The following is a 19,125-nucleotide window of genomic DNA, read 5'->3' as shown; positions in this document are numbered from 1 at the left end:
ACTTTTACACATCTTTTTTCCCTGCAAGCATAGTTATTGCTTGCCCCATTTCATGAATAGGCAAAACCACATCCACTCCGCCACTCTTAACAGCGTTCCCTGGCATCCCCCAAACCACCGACGTAGCCTTATCCTGAGCCAGGACAATAGCCCCCAATTTTCTGAGACTTGGTGCCTCAAGAGAACCATCTTTTCCCATTCCACTCAAAACCACAGCTACTACTCGGTTCCCCACGGCTTCTTTTATAGACTTAAAGAAAATATCGACAGAAGGTTTAAAGAAAAATTCCTCGTAATTTTTTTCGTCCCTATGAAACACAAGATCGTCGCCATCTTTATCAATCCTAGCATGAGTGCCTCCCGGACAGACATAGATGAAACCTGGTTGAAGCTTTTCTCCCTCTGTAAGTTCCTTCACTGGACGACGATAGGCTAAAGAAAGATTTTTCGCAAATTCACCTGTAAAAAGAGGTGGCATATGCTGAGCTATCACCATAGGAACAGAAAGTTCTCCAAGATGTTCCATGATTGAACGTATAGCGTTTGGTCCCCCCGTGGATGAACCTATGGCTACCAAACGAGGCACAATAGGCTTTTGTTTCATTACTTCTTTGACTCCAACAAGGGAAGTTCGAACACCCTCCAAAAGACGGTCTTCTTCCTTTTCAACTGGTTTTACTTCGGACTTCGAAGTCCCCAACTGATAAAAAAGACCTTCTATCTTGAGCTGAAATTCTTTTTTTACCTCCTCCAGGTTCTGATAAATCGGTGAATCAGGCTTAAGCATAATCTCCTTAGCACCAAGACTCAATGCCTCCCATGTTGTAGGACTTCCATCACCCACTACAGAACTGAACACAATCACATGAGGCCTATTTTTTGTTTCTACTTTGTCTTTCAAATACTGCAAAACCTCAAGACCATTCATCTCAGGCATCTCAATATCCAGAATCACTACATCCGGTTTGTAGAGAAAAATCTTCTGGAGTCCGATCTTGCCATTTGGTGCACTTCCGACCACTTCCACATCATTAATTTCTGACAAGATTTGTGTGACATACTTACGAATCAAAACCGAATCATCGATAATTAAGACTCGTATCTTACGATTTGACATACACTACCCCTTGTGAGAAACTCTGTGGATGAAACATATTGGTAATCCTTATTAAACTCTCAGAATGTCCTATAAACAAAAAACCTCCACTTCTCATGGCACGATGAATATTTTCCAGCACTTTCAATTGTACAGCAAGATCAAAATAAATCAAGACATTTCGACAAAAAACCACAGGAATATCCCGAAGTCCATTATCATAAATCAGATTGTGATAATCAAAACGAATGTGTTTCGCTATCTCAGGAACTATCTGGTATCCTTTAGAGGTTTTCACAAAGTACTTTTGAACAAGATCCTCTGGCACTTTTGTAAAAGCCTTTTCAGGGAAAACCCCCTCTTTTGCCACAAAAAGACTTTGAAGACTGATATCCGAACCTATAACAGCATACTCCCAATCAAACATCTCATTCTCCCGAAGAAAAATATCCAGCGTTATAGCGAGAGAATAGGGTTCCTCTCCTGTGGAACACCCTGCACTCCAGATCGTAATCTTTTTTTCGGAGCTTTTTTGCACTACCTTGGGCAAAATCTCTGTCCGTAACATCTCAAAATGTCGCGGATAACGGAAAAAACTGGTAAAATTCGTCGTCACAAAATCCACAAAATCCCGAAGTTCCTGATCATTCGTCCGGAGAATCTGGATATATTCACGAGGGGAACAGTGTTTCTCATTAATCCTCGTTCTCAACCGACTCTCAAGCACAGTAAGATTAGAATCTTTAAACACAATACCGCTCACCTCATAAACCAGAGAAGCAAGTTCCTTCAGAACACCAACATCAATCTCCATCCGAGCTCCATACTACTGAACGATAAAGCTCTATTTTTTCTGGAAGTTCATACTCCATTAAATCTCCCAGATAAACAAGATCGGATTTTTCAATCGCTGCCACGATATCGGAAAGAAGAGCATTCATTCCTTGGGCCATATTTTCAATCTCATCATCCCGTCCTGCAAAATCAGCGGCATGCTGCCGCAGATACAAAATAGCCGACTCAAGAATCGCTACAACCTGGTAGATCTTCTCAAACGCTATCCTATCATGACCCAGCTGAAAACTCTCTGAGATCTGAGGCAACATCTCAAGGAGCTCATCCAATGCCTTCTCAAGCTCTTCGCGCTCTATCTGCACAGGAAGTACCACTTTTGACATCAACAACTCAAAATACTGAGATAAACTCTGCATAACCTGAACGAGTTGAGGAATATCTTTTTCATCTTTGTTATCAGATTGCCAATACTTGATGAGTTCCAAAATTGTGTTACGAATCAAAGAAGATTCTACCATCTCTACAGGAGACAGGGCATGGACAATCTCGAGAACCTCAAGGATCCATTCCATGATCTCTTTGTATTGAGCGACATGGGCATATCCGTTCCCCTGAAGATCCTGTGCTACCGATATACAAATTTCCTGTGACTTCTGAAGCAACGTTTTTACAACCTCACGTTTTTCTGCCACCTCTAAAGAAATATCCTGAATTTCCTCAACAGGTATCTGCTCTAAAACATCATTATCACTGGAATAAAAAGTATTGTTGATCGTTACTCCTGTAATAATTCTGTCTTCCTCTGCAAGAATACGCGTAAGAGACATCACAAGATCCCAAGCGGTTTTTTCTCCCTCGAGAGTAACATCAACAATCTCGCCATTAATAGATAGTTGCATGAAAAACTCCTTTCTCTATGATAAATATATATCGACAAAAAGGGAAAAAACTTTCCATTTTAAACATCGAAAAACAAAAAAATAATTTTTGAAAAGAGCACAAAAAAACTTTACTTTTTTGAAAAAATACCGTATACTATAGTCGTGAACAGCAGGTGAGTGTCTTTGACTTAGCCATCATTTGCTGATTCTCAAATTTTGGCTAACTCAAAAGGAGGGTCTATGCCAGACAAAATTCTCACCTGCAAGGATTGTGGGAAAGAATTCACCTTTACAGAAGGTGAACAGGCTTTCTACCAGGAAAAGGGGTTCACAAATGAACCCGCACGCTGTCCTGATTGCCGTAGGGCCAGGAAACAACAGCGAAACAATCGTTCCTTTGGTGGCGGTTCTTCCAGGTGGTAGGGATGCCTGACGGGATCCTGATTCACCTGACTCTTATAGAAGACAAAGTCCCGTAATCCCAAAGGCGCTCTTAAAAAGAGCGCCTTTTTTATTACCCTCTTTTCACACTTTCCCAACGACCACCTCAGTCAAACTGGCAACAATCTCTTTGTGTTTTTGAGAAAGACCCGAAAGACTCTCCATCACCTGCAAGACTTTCTCCTCCTTCTCACGCTGCGAATCCAGCTTGCTCATAAATGCCCCAAGAAGCTTCTCCGTCTCCTCAAGTATCCTCACAAACTCTTGCACCTCTCCCTTCTGCTTACCAAGATCCATTAAAAGCCCAGCCACTACCTTATCAAGCTCCTGTATCGTCATGACTACATTCTGAGAACCTTCCCTTTGCTTCTCAAGCCTCTCCTGGAATACCCCAAGAAGCCCCTCCACCCTCTCAAGCTCCTTTAACGTCCGACCAAACTCCTGCTCCAACCTCCCAAAATGCGCCTGCACACCAGAGAGTTCATTATTCATCTCCTGTACCTCACTCGTCACCGTCTCCGCTAACCTCGCTACACTCAAAGCAAGATTCCTTACCTCCTGACCAACTATCGCAAACGACTTCCCATACTCCCCAGCATGCGCCGACTGTATCGCCGCATTGATCGCAAGCGTATTCGTATCATCCGCTATCTTCTGAATATTCCCCAATAACACAAACACATTCTCCGCCCGCCCAGAAAGCTCCTCAAGCGCACCCTGCGACGCTTTCGTCTGCTCCCCAAGTGACAATACCCCTTCCTTCAACCCTCCCATAACATCCTTCAACTGCCTGAGTTCTCCCACCATCTCCCCTATGGACCTCACCAGTTCATCAAAACTCTTCATCCCCCTCTGAATCAGCTGGTTCTCCCTCTCCAAACGTTGCATCACATTCCCCATCCCTCCAGCTACCAACGCCGTCGCTCTCGCACTCTCCCTCAGCTTCTCCGCCTCCCTCTGAAACTCTCCCCTCATCTCCCTCGAAAGATCTATCACATATTCCATCGCCATCCTGGCACTCGATATCTCCCGATCAAGCTCCTGACTCGTCTCCCCAAGCTCCACCACAACCTGCTCCGTTTTCTCAAGCACCTCCTGCAGTTCCCCCTTTTGCTTCCTCAACTTTTCCTCCTTCTCCATACTCTCCTTCTGAATATCCGCAGCCCGAAGCGCCATCGATATAAACATCGAAACTGAAAAAAGAAGCATCCCCCACGATGACGTCCAGTAACGCATCCACATGTTAAGCATAAATCTCATCGAATCATGAATACCAAAGAAAACTGCAAAGAAAAAGCCACCCCCCATTAAAATAGCATACGGTTTTTTATGAAACATAGCCCAAATATTTATCCCTAGGATATACAACATTGCTGGAAGTACCCACAAAGGATGCATCACAGAAGTGGTCACCATTTGCCAAGAGGCATAATCTGAAACCACAAAATTGACCACAATCGATACGATTCCTATGCCTATCACCAAAACTTCAATCCATCTTTTTCCCGTCTCATATATCCTGTGAAAAAACAAAATAAAACATACCAACGCCAGATACAAACCCATGTAAGCAATCTTGGTTTTCGTAAGATAATCAACAAAAGAAAGATATTCCACACAGAGATCTATATAATAAAAAACCCCTATAAAAAACATAGCAAAGCCAATAAAAAGATAATAGTTTTCTCGACTCTTTAAAAACAAAGAGAAAAAATAGACAAGCATAAAAAGGGCAATTACCGCCACAATTTGAGGAATTCCTATCCCCAAAAAATAATCCAAGCGTACCCGCTGAAACACCTCATGATATGGTGCTATGACAATTTTCCCAAAAGAACCTGTTTTTTTGTGTGTGTATAAACGTAAAGCTATGAGATTTGTCTCTCCATAACGGAGAATCTGACCTGACAATAAAAAACCACGTGGTGTATTAGGCGTTCCGAAATAGCGCTGCGGAGGCTGACTTCCAGAAACCCCGATAAGAACACCATTGAGATAGATCTCCACAGCATCATGAATTCTTCCAGTATAGAGACCCAAACGATTACCCTTTAAACTCTCAGGAACAAAAAAATGTTTACGAAACCAGGTATAAGGATTCTCTTGACCCTCAAAAACAAAAAAGGTTGTAGGGAATTGAACAGTTTGCCACTGAGAATCATTATAGTCCACTTCACGATAACGAGAATCATCCCCATACGTATACCGCCAGTTTTCCAAAAGAGGAATCTCAAACGAAAAAGCCGCTAGCAAGGAAATCCTTGCAAAAAATAAAAAGATGATTCCTAACCACCGCATATTACTCTCCCTTTCCATTCCCTTATCTTTTCAACGACACCCCCATTTCCTATCCGCACCTACCTATCCCCTTCCCTCTTTCCCAATGACCACGTCAGTCAAACTGGCAACAATCTCTTTGTGTTTTTGAGAAAGACCCGAAAGACTCTCCATCACCTGCAAGACTTTCTCCTCCTTCTCACGCTGCGAATCCAGCTTGCTCATAAATGCTTCCAAAAGCTTCTCCGTCTTTTCAAGTGTCCGTACAAACTCCTGAACATCTTCCTTCTGCTTCCCAAGATCCATCAAAAGCCCACCCACTACCTTATCAAGCTCCTGTATCGTCATGACTACATTCTGAGAACCTTCCCTTTGCTTCTCAAGCCTCTCCTGGAATACCCCAAGAAGCCCCTCCACCCTCTCAAGCTCCTTTAACGTCCGACCAAACTCCTGCTCCAACCTCCCAAAATGCGCCTGCACACCAGAGAGTTCATTATTCATCTCCTGTACCTCACTCGTCACCGTCTCCGCTAACCTCGCTACACTCAAAGCAAGATTCCTTACCTCCTGACCAACTATCGCAAACGACTTCCCATACTCCCCAGCATGCGCCGACTGTATCGCCGCATTGATCGCAAGCGTATTCGTATCATCCGCTATCTTCTGAATATTCCCCAATAACACAAACACATTCTCCGCCCGCCCAGAAAGCTCCTCAAGCGCACCCTGCGACGCTTTCGTCTGCTCCCCAAGTGACAATACCCCTTCCTTCAACCCTCCCATAACATCCTTCAACTGCCTGAGTTCTCCCACCATCTCCCCTATGGACCTCACCAGTTCATCAAAACTCTTCATCCCCCTCTGAATCAGCTGGTTCTCCCTCTCCAAACGTTGCATCACATTCCCCATCCCTCCAGCTACCAACGCCGTCGCTCTCGCACTCTCCCTCAGCTTCTCAGCCTCCCTCTGAAACTCCCCCCTCATCTCCCTCGAAAGATCTATCACATATTCCATCGCCATCCTGGCACTCGATATCTCCCGATCAAGCTCCTGACTCGTCTCCCCAAGCTCCACCACAACCTGCTCCGTTTTCTCAAGCACCTCCTGCAGTTCCCCCTTTTGCTTCCTCAACTTTTCCTCCTTCTCCATACTCTCCTTCTGAATATCCGCAGCCCGAAGCGCCATCGATATAAACATCGAAACTGAAAAAAGAAGCATCCCCCACGATGACGTCCAGTAACGTGCCCACATGCGAAGAATAAAACCAAAAGAATCCCTCAGAGAAAAGAAAATGGCAAAAAAAGCCCCTACAAACATCAAAAAAGCATATGTTTTTTTTTGAAACACGGCAGAAAGATTCACCCAAAGAATATACAACACCGCTGGAAGCACCCAGACCAGTTGAACTACTGATCCCATGATCATCTCCCACATTGGAAAATCAGGCATAAGAAAATTTGCAATCACACTCCCCCCACCAAAAATAAACGCCAACATTTCCTGCCATTTTCTTTGAAATCCATAAAAACTATGAAAGAAAAGAATAAAAAATATAAAACACAAATACAAACCAGAAAAAGCTATCTTCTGTTTAAGAAGATAGTCTATCGGCAGATACTCAACATAAATATCCATGTAATAAATTCCGATAAAAAAGGCTCCTATAGCCAAAAAGAGATACGTTTTTTCACGGTTCTTCCAGAATAAAAAGAGAAAATACAACACCATAAAGAGAGAAACAATAGTTACCACTTGAGGAATACCCAACCCCAAAAAACTCTCCCGATGAACACGTTCAAGAACCTCTTGATACGGGGCCACCAATATTTCTCCAAAAGCTCCCTGAGTTTTATGCGTATAAACACGAATAGCTAAAAGATTTGTACCACCATAGCGCAACACTTCCTCAGGCAATAAAAATCCACGCGGAGCATGAGGCGTTCCGAAATAGCGCTGAGGAGGCTGACTTCCAGAAACGCCTATAAGAACACCATTGAGATAGATCTCCACAGCATCATGAATTCTTCCCGTATAGAGCCCCAAACGATTACCCTTTAACCTCTCAGGAACAAAAAAACGTTTTCTTAACCAAGTATAAGGAACACTTATACCCTCAAAACGAAAGGTTGTAGTAGGAAACTGTACCACCATCCACTCGTTATCATCATACTCCTCGTGACTATATACAACATTATCCCCATACGTATACCGCCAGTTTTCCAAAAGAGGAATCTCAAACGAGAAAGCAGCCATTAAAGAAAAATTAAGAAAAAACAATACCACCACCCACACCCTTCGCATCTTTCCCCCCTTCCTACCGCTTTCCTTGATCTCTTTTTTTATAAGCCCTCTGGAGATGTTCCGTAATCAACGTTTTTTGTTGAGGTGATGCATAATCCAGAGCCTTTTGAAGATAGATCACAGCATTTTCATAATCCTCTGCCATATAATATGCCCAACCCAGACTATCGTAATAAGCCGCTGATTTTGGAGAAAGCTGAAGTGCCTTGCGACATTCTGCTATAGCCTCACCTAGATTAATCCCCAATTCTGCATACGTATAGCCAAGATTATTGTGAGCACCAGCATTATTCGGATTTAACTGAATGGCCTTACGAAAATGAAGTATAGCCTGATCATAACGTTTCATTTCAAAATAAACATAACCCAAACTGGAATACGCCATAGAACTCTGAGGATTGGTTTCGATCACCCTCTTCAAATACTCCTCAGCCACAGGAAAATTGCCCTCTTCCGTAGCAATATACCCCAAAAGCATCCACGTCTGCATTTGCTGAATCAGAGTAAGCTGTTTTGATTTATTAATAAGGCCAAGATAACGTTTGGCTTCCTCACGCTTACCTATATTGGCATAACACAACCCTAAATAATACGCCAGAACATCATCCATACCATACTGTTCCTTGAGATGTTCCAGATCCTCAATCGCCGCAGAAAATTGCCTCTTCTTAATAAAAGTCTGATGAATCCTTTCAACTTCCTTCCGAAGTTCCTCTTTTAATGCCATAGCACCCCTCTGCAATTAAAAACAAAAAGGGGCTAACAAGAGCTAGCCCCTTTTTTATTGGTGTATCTATTACTTCGTATAAGGAGTTTGGGTTCCTGAGCCCCCGCCACTTTTATCAGTTTCAAAAACATTGGGCTCGTTCCATTTGATCTGGGTGATACTCTTTTGAGCCACTTCTTTCACCGAGTTAAGATATGGTCCCTGGGTCACTCGTAAAAGATACACAAAAGAAGATTTATCCCCTATCTTTCCAAGCGCTTCACAGATATCAGCAACCAGCGCGTTGTCAGGAGTTTTATCAAGCAGATCATACAAAACAGTAAGAACATATTTATCCTTTGCTTTATTTCCCATAAGACCAAGCGCCTGAACTGCTGCTCTTTTCACAATAGGGTCCTCATCTTGATAAGCACGAGACGCCAGAGCATGGACAGCTCTTTCATCCCCTATTTGAGCCAGTGCCTTGGCTGCAACCAAACGCACCTGATAGGTGTAGATTTTCCTCGTCCCCCCAACTCGAATAATAGTCTCCGAACCATAACCGAGAGCATCAATAAGAACGGGCACAGCCTCTTTGGCCTTAAGTTCACCCAAACGCAAAATAGCCTTTATTTTGATAGGAACATCATTAGGATCCTCCAATGCTGCAGCTACCATCAATTGATCGATAGACTCAGCTCCCAATGAATTAATATACTCTTCTGTCACATTATGCGCTGCAAACACCCACCCCACAATCAACAGCAAAAAGGCTGATACAATACGGTTTCTCATATTCTGCCTCCTCTCTTTTCCCAATTTAGGATATGTTCCAAAAACCCATCATGCTTCTCTATCAAAAATATCTATCGACTTCTAGAAGCATAAAACTTAAGTATTTTTTACATTCTCTTCAGGAAGAAATATGAGATCCAATACCTCTATAGCTTTTTCCACATAGTGAATGGTAAGATCCTTTTTAATCTCGGCCGCAATATCTGAAATATCTTTCTCGTTCTGTCTGGGAATAATAACCTCATAGATGCCTGCTCTTTTAGTGGCGAGCAACTTTTCACGAAGCCCTCCTATAGCAAGAACATCTCCCTTTAATGTAAGCTCACCTGTCATAGCAATATCATGCCGCACTTTTCTCCCCGAAAAAGTTGATACAATAGAACTGAGCATCGTAATACCTGCTGACGGACCATCCTTCGGTATTGCCCCTTGAGGAACATGAATATGGAGATCATTATCCTCAAACTTTTTGGCAGGGATATTATACTGATCTGCAATAGAGCGAGCATACGAGAAAGCAATCTTTGCTGATTCCTGCATCACCTCTCCAAGATTTCCGGTGAGAATGAGATTGCCTTTGCCCTTGAAAATGGTAGATTCAATATACAGTACATCTCCCCCACTTTCGGTCCAGGCCATTCCCGCCACCACACCAACTCTTGGCTCTTTTTGCATCTTGGTGTAATCATACCGTGGTATACCTAAATATTGCTCAAGCTTTTTGTGTGTAACCACAAAACGAGAAAATTCTTTTTTTACCCGTTCTCTTGCTACTTTACGAACGATTTTCCCTATATGACGCTCCAAACTTCTCAGCCCTGCTTCACGGGTATACCCCCGAATAATCTGCAGGATCTCTTCATCAGGAATATGGATTTTTACATCTCCCAGACCATTTTCCTTGCATTGCTTGGGTAAAAGAAAATTTTTCGCTATCATTTTTTTCTCGAGTTCTGTATAGCCTGGAATTTCAATAATCTCCATACGATCTCGTAAAGGTTCTGGAATGTTGTATACATTATTTGCCGTGGTTAAGAAAAACACATACGACAAATCTATATCCAGTGAAAAATAGTGGTCATTAAAGGCATGGTTCTGCTCCGGATCCAAAACCTCAAGAAGAGCAGCACTAGGATCCCCACGAAAATCCATACTCATCTTGTCCACTTCATCCAGCAAGAAAACAGGATTCATGGAGCCAGCTCGCCGCATTAATTGAACAATCTTCCCTGGCAAAGCCCCAATATAGGTACGACGATGTCCTCTGATTTCGGCCTCATCCCTCACTCCTCCGAGAGAAAACCGAACAAAGTTCCTATTCAAAGCACGAGCTATAGATTGAGCAAGAGATGTTTTCCCTGTACCAGGAGGACCCACAAAACACAGGATAGGCCCCTTGGATTGAGGATTCAACTGGCGGATGGCAATAAAATCCAGGATTCTTTCCTTTACCTCTTTGAGACCATAATGATCTTTTTCCAATACCTCCTCGGCCAGAGTAATATCTTTATTGTCCTGAGTGTAGATATTCCAGGGAAATTCTATAATCCACTCCACATAGTTGTAGTTCATCGGATACTCAGGCGAAGATGTAGGCATTTTTCTTAGTTTATCCATCTCTTTTTCAATTTTTTCTTTCACTTCATCGGGATAGTTTCTCCCTTTCATTTTCTCCCGAAGTTCCTGGAGGGTTCCTTCTTCACTCTCCTCCCCTTCGGTATCGTGAAGCTCTCTCTGTATCTCTTTGAGTTGTTCATTGAGAATATATTTCTTTTGTTGCTTCTCCAGTCTATTCTGAACCCTCTGGTTAATATCCTGCTCCAGACGCACAATATCTATCTCCTTTTTTACCAGAGCAAGAGCCTTCGTAAGGCGTTCATTGAGATTATTTTCCTCCAGGATAGCCTGTGCCTCTTCCACGGAAGCAGATATATTTGCCATCACCGCATCGACAAGTTTTTCTGGTGTTTCTATGGCTGTCACAGCAAACAAAGTATCTTTTGGAATCTTGTCTGAGACCTCAATATACTCAAAAAAAGCATCCTTGAGACTCCGAAAAAGCGGTTCAATCTCTGTTTCATTAGCAACATAAAGCTCGGCAGGAACCACCTCAGCCCAGGGAAAATCATTTTCATCCACCTCTTGATATTGAAGATTCATCGCTACAGCACGCTGCTCACCCTGGATCACAATTCGCACAAGCCCATTGGGAAGATGAAGAAGCTCCATAATGGTAGCCACACAACCAACTTTATACATGTCTTCTTGAGTTGGGGTCTCTATCTGTTTGTCCTTCTGCGCTACTAGAAAAACCTTGGTATTGTTCTCATACGCGTACAAAACAGCACGCATGGAACTTGGACGTCCAATAATAAGAGGAACAACCATATGGGGAAAAACTACCACCCCTTTTAACGGAATAATAGGAAGTCTCTCTTTATCAGCCACATATCCTCCTTACTATTCAAAAATAGGTTGGGCGTTCTCTGTAATCATTTCTTTGGTAATAATACACTTCTTGATCCCTGAAAGGGAGGGCACGGTAAACATAATATCAGACATGGCCTCTTCAAGTACCGAACGAAGTCCTCGAGCCCCCGTTTTTCTCTGGATAGCCTTCTGAACGAGTGCATCAATTGCCTCATCAGTAAACTCAAGTCTCACATTGTCAATAGCCATGAGATATTGATACTGTTTGATGAGAGAATTTTTGGGGTCGAGAAGCACATGTTTCATTTCTTCCTCGGTTAATTCACTGAGAACACCAATCACCGGCAAACGTCCAACAAGCTCAGGGATAATTCCATATTTTACGAGATCGTAAGGGGTTACATGTGACAAAATCTCAGAAGTCTCCATCTTCAAAGCATTTTGTCCACGAAAACCTATCTCTTTTTTAGCCATTCGCTGACGAACGATATCATCCAAACCGACAAAAGCCCCACCAACAATAAAGAGAATATTCGTGGTATTGATGAGTGGATTGTATTGCTGAGGGTGTTTTCGACCACCAAAAAGGGGAACAGAAGCCACTGTCCCCTCTACAATCTTCAGCAGTGCCTGTTGAACCCCTTCACCCGATACATCCCGGGTAATGGAAGGGCTCTCGCTTTTACGAGATATTTTATCGATTTCGTCAATATAGACAATACCCATCTCTGCCCGAGCAATAACCTGAGAAAACTCCGGAGAAGAAGGCTCCACCATCCCTCCGCCGGCATTCAAAATAAGGCGCTGAAGAACATTTTCTACATCGTCTCCCACATATCCCGCTTCCGTAAGCGTAGTAGCATCCGCAATAGCAAAAGGCACCTGCAGGAGTCTAGCAAGAGTTTTTGCAAGCAACGTCTTTCCACTTCCTGTAGGACCAATCAATAATACATTACTCTTCTCGAGCTCAACTGATTCCTCAGAGAGCTCATCATACTCCCCATGATGGTGAAGAATGCGCTTATAGTGATTATACACTGCAACCGAGAGGATCTTTTTGACTTTGTCTTGTCCCACAACATACTGATCAAGAAAAGCCTTGATCTCCTGGGGAGTAGGAAGACGTCGCAAGTCCAACGTAGTCATTTTCCTTTTTTGATCTTTCTCGATTAAAGCATAACAGCTCTGGATACAATTTTGACAAACGTAAACATTTGCCCTATCCACAGACTCAAAAACATATCCCTTAAAATGCTCAAGGGACATACCACAAAGTGCACATTTTTTTGTCTGTTTCTTTGTGGAGGTTTCTTTATTGTCCGACATGCTTACACCCTTTTCTCGATAATTTCATCTATAATACCATACGCCTTGGCATCAGCTGCAGACATAAAGAAATCCCTATCGGTATCCTTCTCAATACGTTCAATTGGTTGTCCCGTATGCTTGGCAAGCACCCGGTCCAGAGTAGCCTTAATCCGGAGCATTTCCTCTGCCTGAATCCGGACATCCGTTGCCTGTCCTTGAGTTCCTCCCGAGGGCTGGTGGATCATAATTCTTGACAAAGGAAGACTGTAACGTTTTCCAGGGGCACCTGCAGCAAGCAATACAGCACCCATAGAAGCAGCCTGTCCGATACAAATTGTCGAAACATCACACTTGATAAAATTCATCGTATCATAAATAGCAAGCCCTGCGGTAACAACACCCCCTGGCGAATTAATGTAGAGGTGGATATCCCTTTCGGGATCCTCTGCCTCAAGAAATAAAAGTTGGGCAATCACAAGATTTGCCACCTCATCATCAATAGGCGAACCCAAAAAAACAATTCTATCTTTGAGGAGTCTTGAGTAAATATCAAATGCTCGTTCTCCTCGGTTACTTTGTTCAATCACTATTGGTACCAACATCCTCTGCTCCTTAAAAATTTAAACTAGTAAAATATACAGAAAAAAAAACAAAAAGTCAAAAATCAAAAGCTTTGATTCATAGGTATACTCTTACTTTGTCTGAGAAGAGAAATTTTTTTTGCTCTCCACAAAACCAAGGGTCAAAAGCTGTTCAAAGACCAGATACTCTTTATAAGCGTCTGGATAATCATATTCTAATTCCCTGACGTATACTTTAAGCTCTTTGTAAATATCCCAAGCTTTATCAAGATACGTCTTGTCCATTTCTGCCATTTGAACAAGAAGAATCCCCATATATATTTCATTGAAATAAGAATTCTCTCTGGATTTCCGCTGGTTTTCCGGCAACTCGTAACATTCTTTAGCCTTTTTATAGTACATATACGCAAGCATGTATAACTTTCGCTGGTGATAAATCCGCCCTAGAGAAAAATAAATATCTGCCTCACGAGGAAGATAATCGGCCGCCATTTCATAATAACGAATAGCCTGGTTCCATTGTCGTTTCTCGTAGAGCATGTCGGCTACACCTTTTGCCCGTATGCCTTTTAATTCCTCCTGAGATACCTCAGAAAAATAGTAGCCATCAACCTCGAGTTTAGACTTCATCGTTGCCGAAAAACCAAAAACAGCTACACTAAGCCACAGAAAAAGTATTGCTAATCTTCCAGACATCCCCTGCTCCCAGAGTAACCAATACCGCCTGGGTACTCATAATCTGCGGAAGAGCTTTTTTCACCTGTTCCAGGGATTCAAAATAATGCAATCTCGAATTACCGCGCATTTTTACGATTTCGTTATAGATAAGTTCACTGGAAACATTTCCTGGATTTACCTCTCTTGCGGGATAAATCTCTGTCAAAATAATACGATCAGCTAAAGAAAGAGCTTGCGCAAATTCTCGATAAAAAGAGAGGGTTCTAGAGTACAGATGGGGCTGAAAAACTACCACAAGCTCAGCTCCATTTTTCTCCGCAAGACGTCTTGCGGCTTTGAGGGTTGCCATAACCTCTGAGGGATGGTGAGCATAATCATCGATAACCACCAGATCCTCACTCTGGTATTTCACTTCAAATCGTCGATTTGCATTTTGGAACGTGGATAATGTCCTGTAAATCACCTCCTGAGGAACTCCATGAAGTTTTGCCGTTACCGTAGCCAGAAGTGCGTTGTATACATTGTGAAGTCCTGGCACATTCACGTAGAAGGTACCAATTTCCTCCTTGCCCCGCATCAAAACAAAACGAGAAGAAAACTCTGAAAGCTCCACATTCTTGGCTACAAAATCAGCTGGGGTTTCTATACCAACGGAGATAACCTGGGGTAATCGTAAACGATCCACAATCTCACGAAGAGGTTCATTGTCACGATTGTAGACAAGAAGTCCATAAGGAGAAACATTTTCTTGCATATAGCTAGCAAACGCCTTTTTCACATTATCAAACGTTTTATAATAATCCAGATGATCGGCATCTACGTTGGTAATCACCGCTGTATCTGGATAAAGCTTCAAAAACGATTCAAACGCCTCACACGACTCATAGATAAAAAATTTCCCTTTCCCATCATATCCGGAACCACCAATATCTGACAAAACTCCCCCAACTGCCAGAGAAGGGTCCAGATCTGCAGCAAGAAAGATCTTTGCCAACATCGAGGTAGTAGTGGTCTTGCCATGGGTCCCCGATACGCCAATCGCATACTTTGAAGACGCAAGCATATTTAACAACTTCGCACGTTCAATAATAGGGACACCAAGCTGTTTAGCCTGAATAAGCTCAGGATTATCTTCGATGCTCACCGCATTCGTATACACAACAAGGTCGATATCCTCATGAATATGGGCAGCTCTATGACCAACAAAAACCTCCATGCCTTTTTGACGAAGATCCTGTAAAATAGCAGAATCACTCCTATCAGAACCAGAAACATGATGCCCACGCGCCCACAAGATACGAGCCAAAGCAGACATGCCAATACCACCTATACCTACAAGAAAAACATGCAGCTTCTGTTTCAATTGATCGGAAGAAAAGAATGAACCCATATATCACTCCTCAGGGAAACTTTTTTATTACCCCTTTTTTAGGTATCGGCTTTCTGCCAAAAAAAATAAGTCCATACGCCATTGAAAGAAAAATGGGCTGTCCCCAAAGACAGCCCACTCTGGGTGGTACTGGATTCGAACCAGTGACCTTCTGCGTGTGGGGCAGACGCTCTGAACCATCTGAGCTAACCACCCTTTTGTTAGCTGTGGGCGGTACTGGATTCGAACCAGTGACCCCCTGCGTGTCATGCAGATACTCTAAACCATCTGAGCTAACCGCCCGTTGACGCCCTATAGTATAAGGCAAAAGAAAAAATTTTGCAAGTGAAAAGTCTTTTTTTCAAAAAAATGGCGAAAACTATCCCCACTCTCCCCCCTCTACTGTACCGGTCGTACCCCAGACAAAATCTCAAGCATCTTCTCATGCACCAATCCATTGGTGGCCACAACATGCTTTTGAAAAGGATCAAAAACCTCTCCTCGATAGTTTGTCACCTTTCCTCCGGCCTCCAACACCAAAAGCATCCCCGCAGCTGTATCCCAGGGTTTAAGATTCTCCTCATAAAAGGCCTCAAAACGACCACAGGCAACATATGCCAGATCCATAGCTGCCGATCCAAGACGTCGAAAACCCTCAAAATCTCGAACTAACACCGGAAGTGGCTTCAAAACCTCTTCTATCCTTCCCTCTCGTTCATAAGGAAAACCCGTCACCACCAAAGACTTTCCTATATCAGAGATAGAAGAAACCTTTATAGGTTTCCCATTGAGAAAGGCCCCTTTCCCCTTCACTGCCCAATAGGTTTCGTTCAAGATAGGATTGTAAATCACACCAACAACAATCCGGCCCTGATGTTCAAGCGCCATAGATACACACACAAAAGGAATCTGATGGGTAAAGTTCACAGTACCATCCAGAGGATCAATAATCCATCGCCATTCAGGAGATCTCTCACTCGAAAGAACCTCTTCTGTGAGAATAGAATCATCCGGAAACCATCGCTGAATAATCTCGACAATTACTTTCTCTGACAAGCGATCATATTCCGTAACAGGATCAGCAAACCTTTTAAACTGGATATTCTTTGAGGAAGCAAAACCCTCTTTAATCACTTTTCCCGCTGACCAGCTAGCCTTGAGAGCTACTTTCAGAGCTTGATCATAATCTCTCATAAAGTATATCCTTCTTTCTTTTGATCTCTTCCACCGTAGAAGCCCCTACCAAAGATAATGCCTTACGAAATTCTCTTTTCAGATTTTCCAGGTAGTAGCGTACACCTGCCACGCCATTCCCAACAGCATAGATCATGACAGGCCTCCCTACCATCACCAGATCCGCCCCTAAAGCAAGGGCACGAACAATATCCCAGCCACTTCGTATTCCTCCATCCAGAATAAGAGGCATATCCCCTACTACTTCCCGTATCCGTGGCAAAGCATCCACCGGAGCAATAGTAGCATCGCTTACCCTCCCTCCATGGTTAGAAACCACAAGAGCTGAAACCCCAATCTCACAAGCTAATTTTGCATCCAGAGGAGAGAGAATTCCTTTCAAAATAAAAGGGAGCTTTACCTTTTCCATTAGAGAGGCTATTTCTTCAATACTTTTGGTTACGGTTGACTGTTTTTTCATCTCCATGGTCACAAACGAAGCTGCATCGACATCAATACCCACAGCAATAGCCCCCACTTCTTCAGCAGCAAGCATTCGCTCCACAATCATAGCATTATCCATCCGGGGCTTAAAAAAGGGTATAGCCAATCCAAAATTCTCAAGGATCACCCGTATCCCTATACGATACTTGGTAGGTGTTGCCCCATCTCCCACCGTCCCAAAAACACCTGCTTGATTCGCTCCTTTTACAATAGCACGTGCCAGTTCTAGCTCTGAAATTGCCCCTCCAAGATTTGTAATTGCCCCCGTAATTGGGGCAGGTATAACAGGCATAGAAAGCTCCATGCCTAAAAAATGAGTCCGCAAATCTACAACACTCGCTTGATGGAGATACGAAGGCACAACATCCCACCTTCTGAGTCGTTCCACAGCCCTGATAAACCCTGTACCAAGACCAACTCCTCCAACTCCGGGTACCATTCCTCGACATTTCACCCCATCACAATCCGGACATACAAAGCACTGTCCATGAAAACGTGTCCGGGCTCTTTCCAAAACCACTGAAACATTGACAATATCTTCTTCTAAAGGTTTGGTATCTACCTTGACAGCTCTCACCGCCTGATGAGAGGCATGAAGCGCCTCACGAAAGGTCGGAGCACAAACGATCACATGTCCTGCTTTATCGAGATTGTTTTGCGGTTCGCGAACACGATCCCCAACTTTTACCTCGACGATAACATCGCGAACATGCTCAATAGCCTTCGCTTCTTCCTCTCCCATTATATTTTCCACTATTCCCAGCGGAGGAATAATTGCCCTTTCTATAGAAACCCACGATCTCTTTGGAATCACATCCCCTAATCCCATACCCAAATGAAGACGAAGAATATTTTCCATCAAGTCTACGCCTGTGGCATAAGGATAAGTATGGGTAGACATAAACCCTCCAGACAACCTAGCAGCAATTTCTCCCACAAAACTTCCGGTAGGGGTCACTTTGATATCCCCCTTTGCTGCCCCAAAACGAATCCCCAGAGCTCTCACCCCCCTCTGAAAAACATCCAATCCGGAAAGAATCACTTCTTGTGGCATCTGAGAAGGAAGAATATGTCCCGTTTCAACAAAATAAGGTGCATACTCAATAATACGATCAGCAATCCCGGTAATCACAATCTCATCTTCAATGACCAGAGCATCAATACTTAGTTCCACTCCATCGATATATTGTTCTATAAGAATACGACCACTCCTCGTATAACGAAAGGCAAGATCGCACGCCTCTTTCAGATCTTCCAACGTAGAGACTCTGCGTACTCCACGTGCTCCCATGTTGTCTACCGGTTTCACCACACAGTCTCCGCCAAGCCTCTCAAACACCTCTATGGCTCGACTGTAAGTATCCACCATTTCAAAGTCTGGAACAGGAACCCTAGCCTGACGAAGGGTTTGACGCATGAGGTGTTTATCGGTAGCACGAAGGGCTACTTCCGGTTCAATGCCAGGCACTCCAAGCTTTTTAGCACATACAGCCACCGTATACGAGGCATCCGTACCTACCGTAAGCACACCATGAATTGGTTGCTTTTCCCGAGCAATTTGAAAAAGAAGCTCTGCTGTCGCCTCAGCATCCATCGTACTAGAGGGCACATAGATATCTGCTTTTTTTACTCCAGGAGCCTCAGGATTACGGTCAACCACAATAACTTTTGCTCCTTGTTCTCTGGCCTTTTCTATTACAGGAAGTTGAAGTCTCCCTCCCCCTATGATTACCACACCCTTGCCTTCAAACATCTTACTCATCTTTACCTCGCTCAATACAAAAAAGGCA

15 protein-coding genes and 2 tRNA genes are annotated in these 19,125 nt (G+C 43.3%); 1 reads left to right on the top strand and 16 read right to left on the bottom strand.

All coding sequences use genetic code 11. The features are described from left to right. Window positions 1–4 precede the first annotated feature (4 nt). From cheB to KDW03_RS08450, 3 genes are read right to left on the bottom strand one after another with little or no spacing between them, the layout of a single operon-like run. A complete protein-coding gene (gene cheB, locus KDW03_RS08460; RefSeq protein WP_271434647.1) occupies window positions 5–1,117 on the bottom strand; it encodes a chemotaxis-specific protein-glutamate methyltransferase CheB in 1,113 nt (370 codons plus the stop codon). Continuing rightward, window positions 1,104–1,910: a CheR family methyltransferase gene (locus KDW03_RS08455; protein WP_271434646.1), complete on the bottom strand. Its 807-nt coding sequence runs from the start codon at window positions 1,908–1,910 to the stop codon at window positions 1,104–1,106. Before KDW03_RS08455 ends, cheB begins: the two co-directional genes overlap by 14 nt. After that, window positions 1,900–2,790, bottom strand: coding sequence for a hypothetical protein (locus KDW03_RS08450; RefSeq protein WP_271434645.1), 891 nt, complete (start codon window positions 2,788–2,790; stop codon window positions 1,900–1,902). The genes KDW03_RS08455 and KDW03_RS08450 overlap by 11 nt, the downstream gene beginning before the upstream one ends. Before the next feature lie 222 nt (window positions 2,791–3,012). Between KDW03_RS08450 and KDW03_RS08445 the strand changes: the two genes are divergently transcribed. Continuing rightward, entirely contained in the window at window positions 3,013–3,195 is a 183-nt protein-coding gene (locus tag KDW03_RS08445) for a zinc-ribbon domain-containing protein (protein WP_271434644.1), read from the top strand. A 102-nt stretch (window positions 3,196–3,297) separates the two neighbouring features. Here the strand turns inward: KDW03_RS08445 and KDW03_RS08440 are convergent, their stop codons facing one another. The 13 genes from KDW03_RS08440 to KDW03_RS08380 all read right to left on the bottom strand — a co-directional run bounded on the left by KDW03_RS08440 (window position 3,298) and on the right by KDW03_RS08380 (window position 19,097). Next, window positions 3,298–5,511: a methyl-accepting chemotaxis protein gene (locus KDW03_RS08440; RefSeq protein WP_271434643.1), complete on the bottom strand. Its 2,214-nt coding sequence runs from the start codon at window positions 5,509–5,511 to the stop codon at window positions 3,298–3,300. A 63-nt stretch (window positions 5,512–5,574) separates the two neighbouring features. Further along, window positions 5,575–7,791: a methyl-accepting chemotaxis protein gene (locus KDW03_RS08435; RefSeq protein WP_271434642.1), complete on the bottom strand. Its 2,217-nt coding sequence runs from the start codon at window positions 7,789–7,791 to the stop codon at window positions 5,575–5,577. Between the two features lie 13 nt (window positions 7,792–7,804). Then, window positions 7,805–8,518 (bottom strand): tetratricopeptide repeat protein, encoded by a 714-nt coding sequence (locus tag KDW03_RS08430; RefSeq protein WP_271434641.1) that lies wholly within the window; start codon window positions 8,516–8,518, stop codon window positions 7,805–7,807. Between the two features lie 69 nt (window positions 8,519–8,587). Next, window positions 8,588–9,292: a HEAT repeat domain-containing protein gene (locus KDW03_RS08425; protein ID WP_271434640.1), complete on the bottom strand. Its 705-nt coding sequence runs from the start codon at window positions 9,290–9,292 to the stop codon at window positions 8,588–8,590. 96 nt (window positions 9,293–9,388) lie between these two features. Beyond that, window positions 9,389–11,740: an endopeptidase La gene (lon, locus tag KDW03_RS08420; protein WP_271434639.1), complete on the bottom strand. Its 2,352-nt coding sequence runs from the start codon at window positions 11,738–11,740 to the stop codon at window positions 9,389–9,391. A 12-nt stretch (window positions 11,741–11,752) separates the two neighbouring features. Then, window positions 11,753–12,988 (bottom strand): ATP-dependent Clp protease ATP-binding subunit ClpX, encoded by a 1,236-nt coding sequence (gene clpX / locus KDW03_RS08415; protein ID WP_408648368.1) that lies wholly within the window; start codon window positions 12,986–12,988, stop codon window positions 11,753–11,755. Between the two features lie 62 nt (window positions 12,989–13,050). Continuing rightward, the gene (gene clpP / locus KDW03_RS08410; protein WP_271434637.1) at window positions 13,051–13,632 is read right to left on the bottom strand and encodes an ATP-dependent Clp endopeptidase proteolytic subunit ClpP; all 582 of its coding nucleotides are present in this window, start codon (window positions 13,630–13,632) and stop codon (window positions 13,051–13,053) included. A 90-nt stretch (window positions 13,633–13,722) separates the two neighbouring features. Further along, a complete protein-coding gene (locus KDW03_RS08405) occupies window positions 13,723–14,307 on the bottom strand; it encodes a hypothetical protein (RefSeq protein WP_271434636.1) in 585 nt (194 codons plus the stop codon). Next, window positions 14,270–15,679: a UDP-N-acetylmuramate--L-alanine ligase gene (gene murC, locus KDW03_RS08400; protein WP_271434635.1), complete on the bottom strand. Its 1,410-nt coding sequence runs from the start codon at window positions 15,677–15,679 to the stop codon at window positions 14,270–14,272. The genes KDW03_RS08405 and murC overlap by 38 nt, the downstream gene beginning before the upstream one ends. Window positions 15,680–15,799: 120 nt before the next feature. After that, window positions 15,800–15,874, bottom strand: a tRNA-Val gene (locus KDW03_RS08395). A gap of 12 nt (window positions 15,875–15,886) precedes the next feature. Continuing rightward, window positions 15,887–15,961: transfer RNA gene (locus KDW03_RS08390), tRNA-Val, on the bottom strand. Window positions 15,962–16,057: 96 nt separating this feature from the next. Continuing rightward, window positions 16,058–16,852, bottom strand: coding sequence for an inositol monophosphatase family protein (locus KDW03_RS08385; RefSeq protein WP_271434634.1), 795 nt, complete (start codon window positions 16,850–16,852; stop codon window positions 16,058–16,060). Beyond that, complete coding sequence (locus KDW03_RS08380) at window positions 16,839–19,097, bottom strand: alpha-hydroxy-acid oxidizing protein (protein WP_271434633.1); 2,259 nt, start codon at window positions 19,095–19,097, stop codon at window positions 16,839–16,841. Before KDW03_RS08380 ends, KDW03_RS08385 begins: the two co-directional genes overlap by 14 nt. Window positions 19,098–19,125 lie beyond the last annotated feature (28 nt).

The sequence above is a fragment of the Thermospira aquatica genome, from assembly GCF_023525255.1.
Taxonomy (GTDB): Bacteria; Spirochaetota; Brevinematia; order Brevinematales; family Thermospiraceae; genus Thermospira; species Thermospira aquatica.
Note: the sequence above shows the minus strand (reverse complement) of the source record. Positions and strands in the feature narration are given on the sequence as shown.

Coding starts and splice junctions, on each gene's coding strand:
- cheB (WP_271434647.1), bottom strand. CDS start 1,117: ATGTCAAATCGTAAGATACGAGTCTTAATTATCGATGATTCGGTTTTG.
- KDW03_RS08455 (WP_271434646.1), bottom strand. CDS start 1,910: ATGGAGATTGATGTTGGTGTTCTGAAGGAACTTGCTTCTCTGGTTTAT.
- KDW03_RS08450 (WP_271434645.1), bottom strand. CDS start 2,790: ATGCAACTATCTATTAATGGCGAGATTGTTGATGTTACTCTCGAGGGA.
- KDW03_RS08445 (WP_271434644.1), top strand. CDS start 3,013: ATGCCAGACAAAATTCTCACCTGCAAGGATTGTGGGAAAGAATTCACC.
- KDW03_RS08440 (WP_271434643.1), bottom strand. CDS start 5,511: ATGCGGTGGTTAGGAATCATCTTTTTATTTTTTGCAAGGATTTCCTTG.
- KDW03_RS08435 (WP_271434642.1), bottom strand. CDS start 7,791: ATGCGAAGGGTGTGGGTGGTGGTATTGTTTTTTCTTAATTTTTCTTTA.
- KDW03_RS08430 (WP_271434641.1), bottom strand. CDS start 8,518: ATGGCATTAAAAGAGGAACTTCGGAAGGAAGTTGAAAGGATTCATCAG.
- KDW03_RS08425 (WP_271434640.1), bottom strand. CDS start 9,292: ATGAGAAACCGTATTGTATCAGCCTTTTTGCTGTTGATTGTGGGGTGG.
- clpX (WP_408648368.1), bottom strand. CDS start 12,988: ATGTCCCTTGAGCATTTTAAGGGATATGTTTTTGAGTCTGTGGATAGG.
- clpP (WP_271434637.1), bottom strand. CDS start 13,632: ATGTTGGTACCAATAGTGATTGAACAAAGTAACCGAGGAGAACGAGCA.
- KDW03_RS08405 (WP_271434636.1), bottom strand. CDS start 14,307: ATGTCTGGAAGATTAGCAATACTTTTTCTGTGGCTTAGTGTAGCTGTT.
- murC (WP_271434635.1), bottom strand. CDS start 15,679: ATGGGTTCATTCTTTTCTTCCGATCAATTGAAACAGAAGCTGCATGTT.
- KDW03_RS08385 (WP_271434634.1), bottom strand. CDS start 16,852: ATGAGAGATTATGATCAAGCTCTGAAAGTAGCTCTCAAGGCTAGCTGG.
- KDW03_RS08380 (WP_271434633.1), bottom strand. CDS start 19,097: ATGAGTAAGATGTTTGAAGGCAAGGGTGTGGTAATCATAGGGGGAGGG.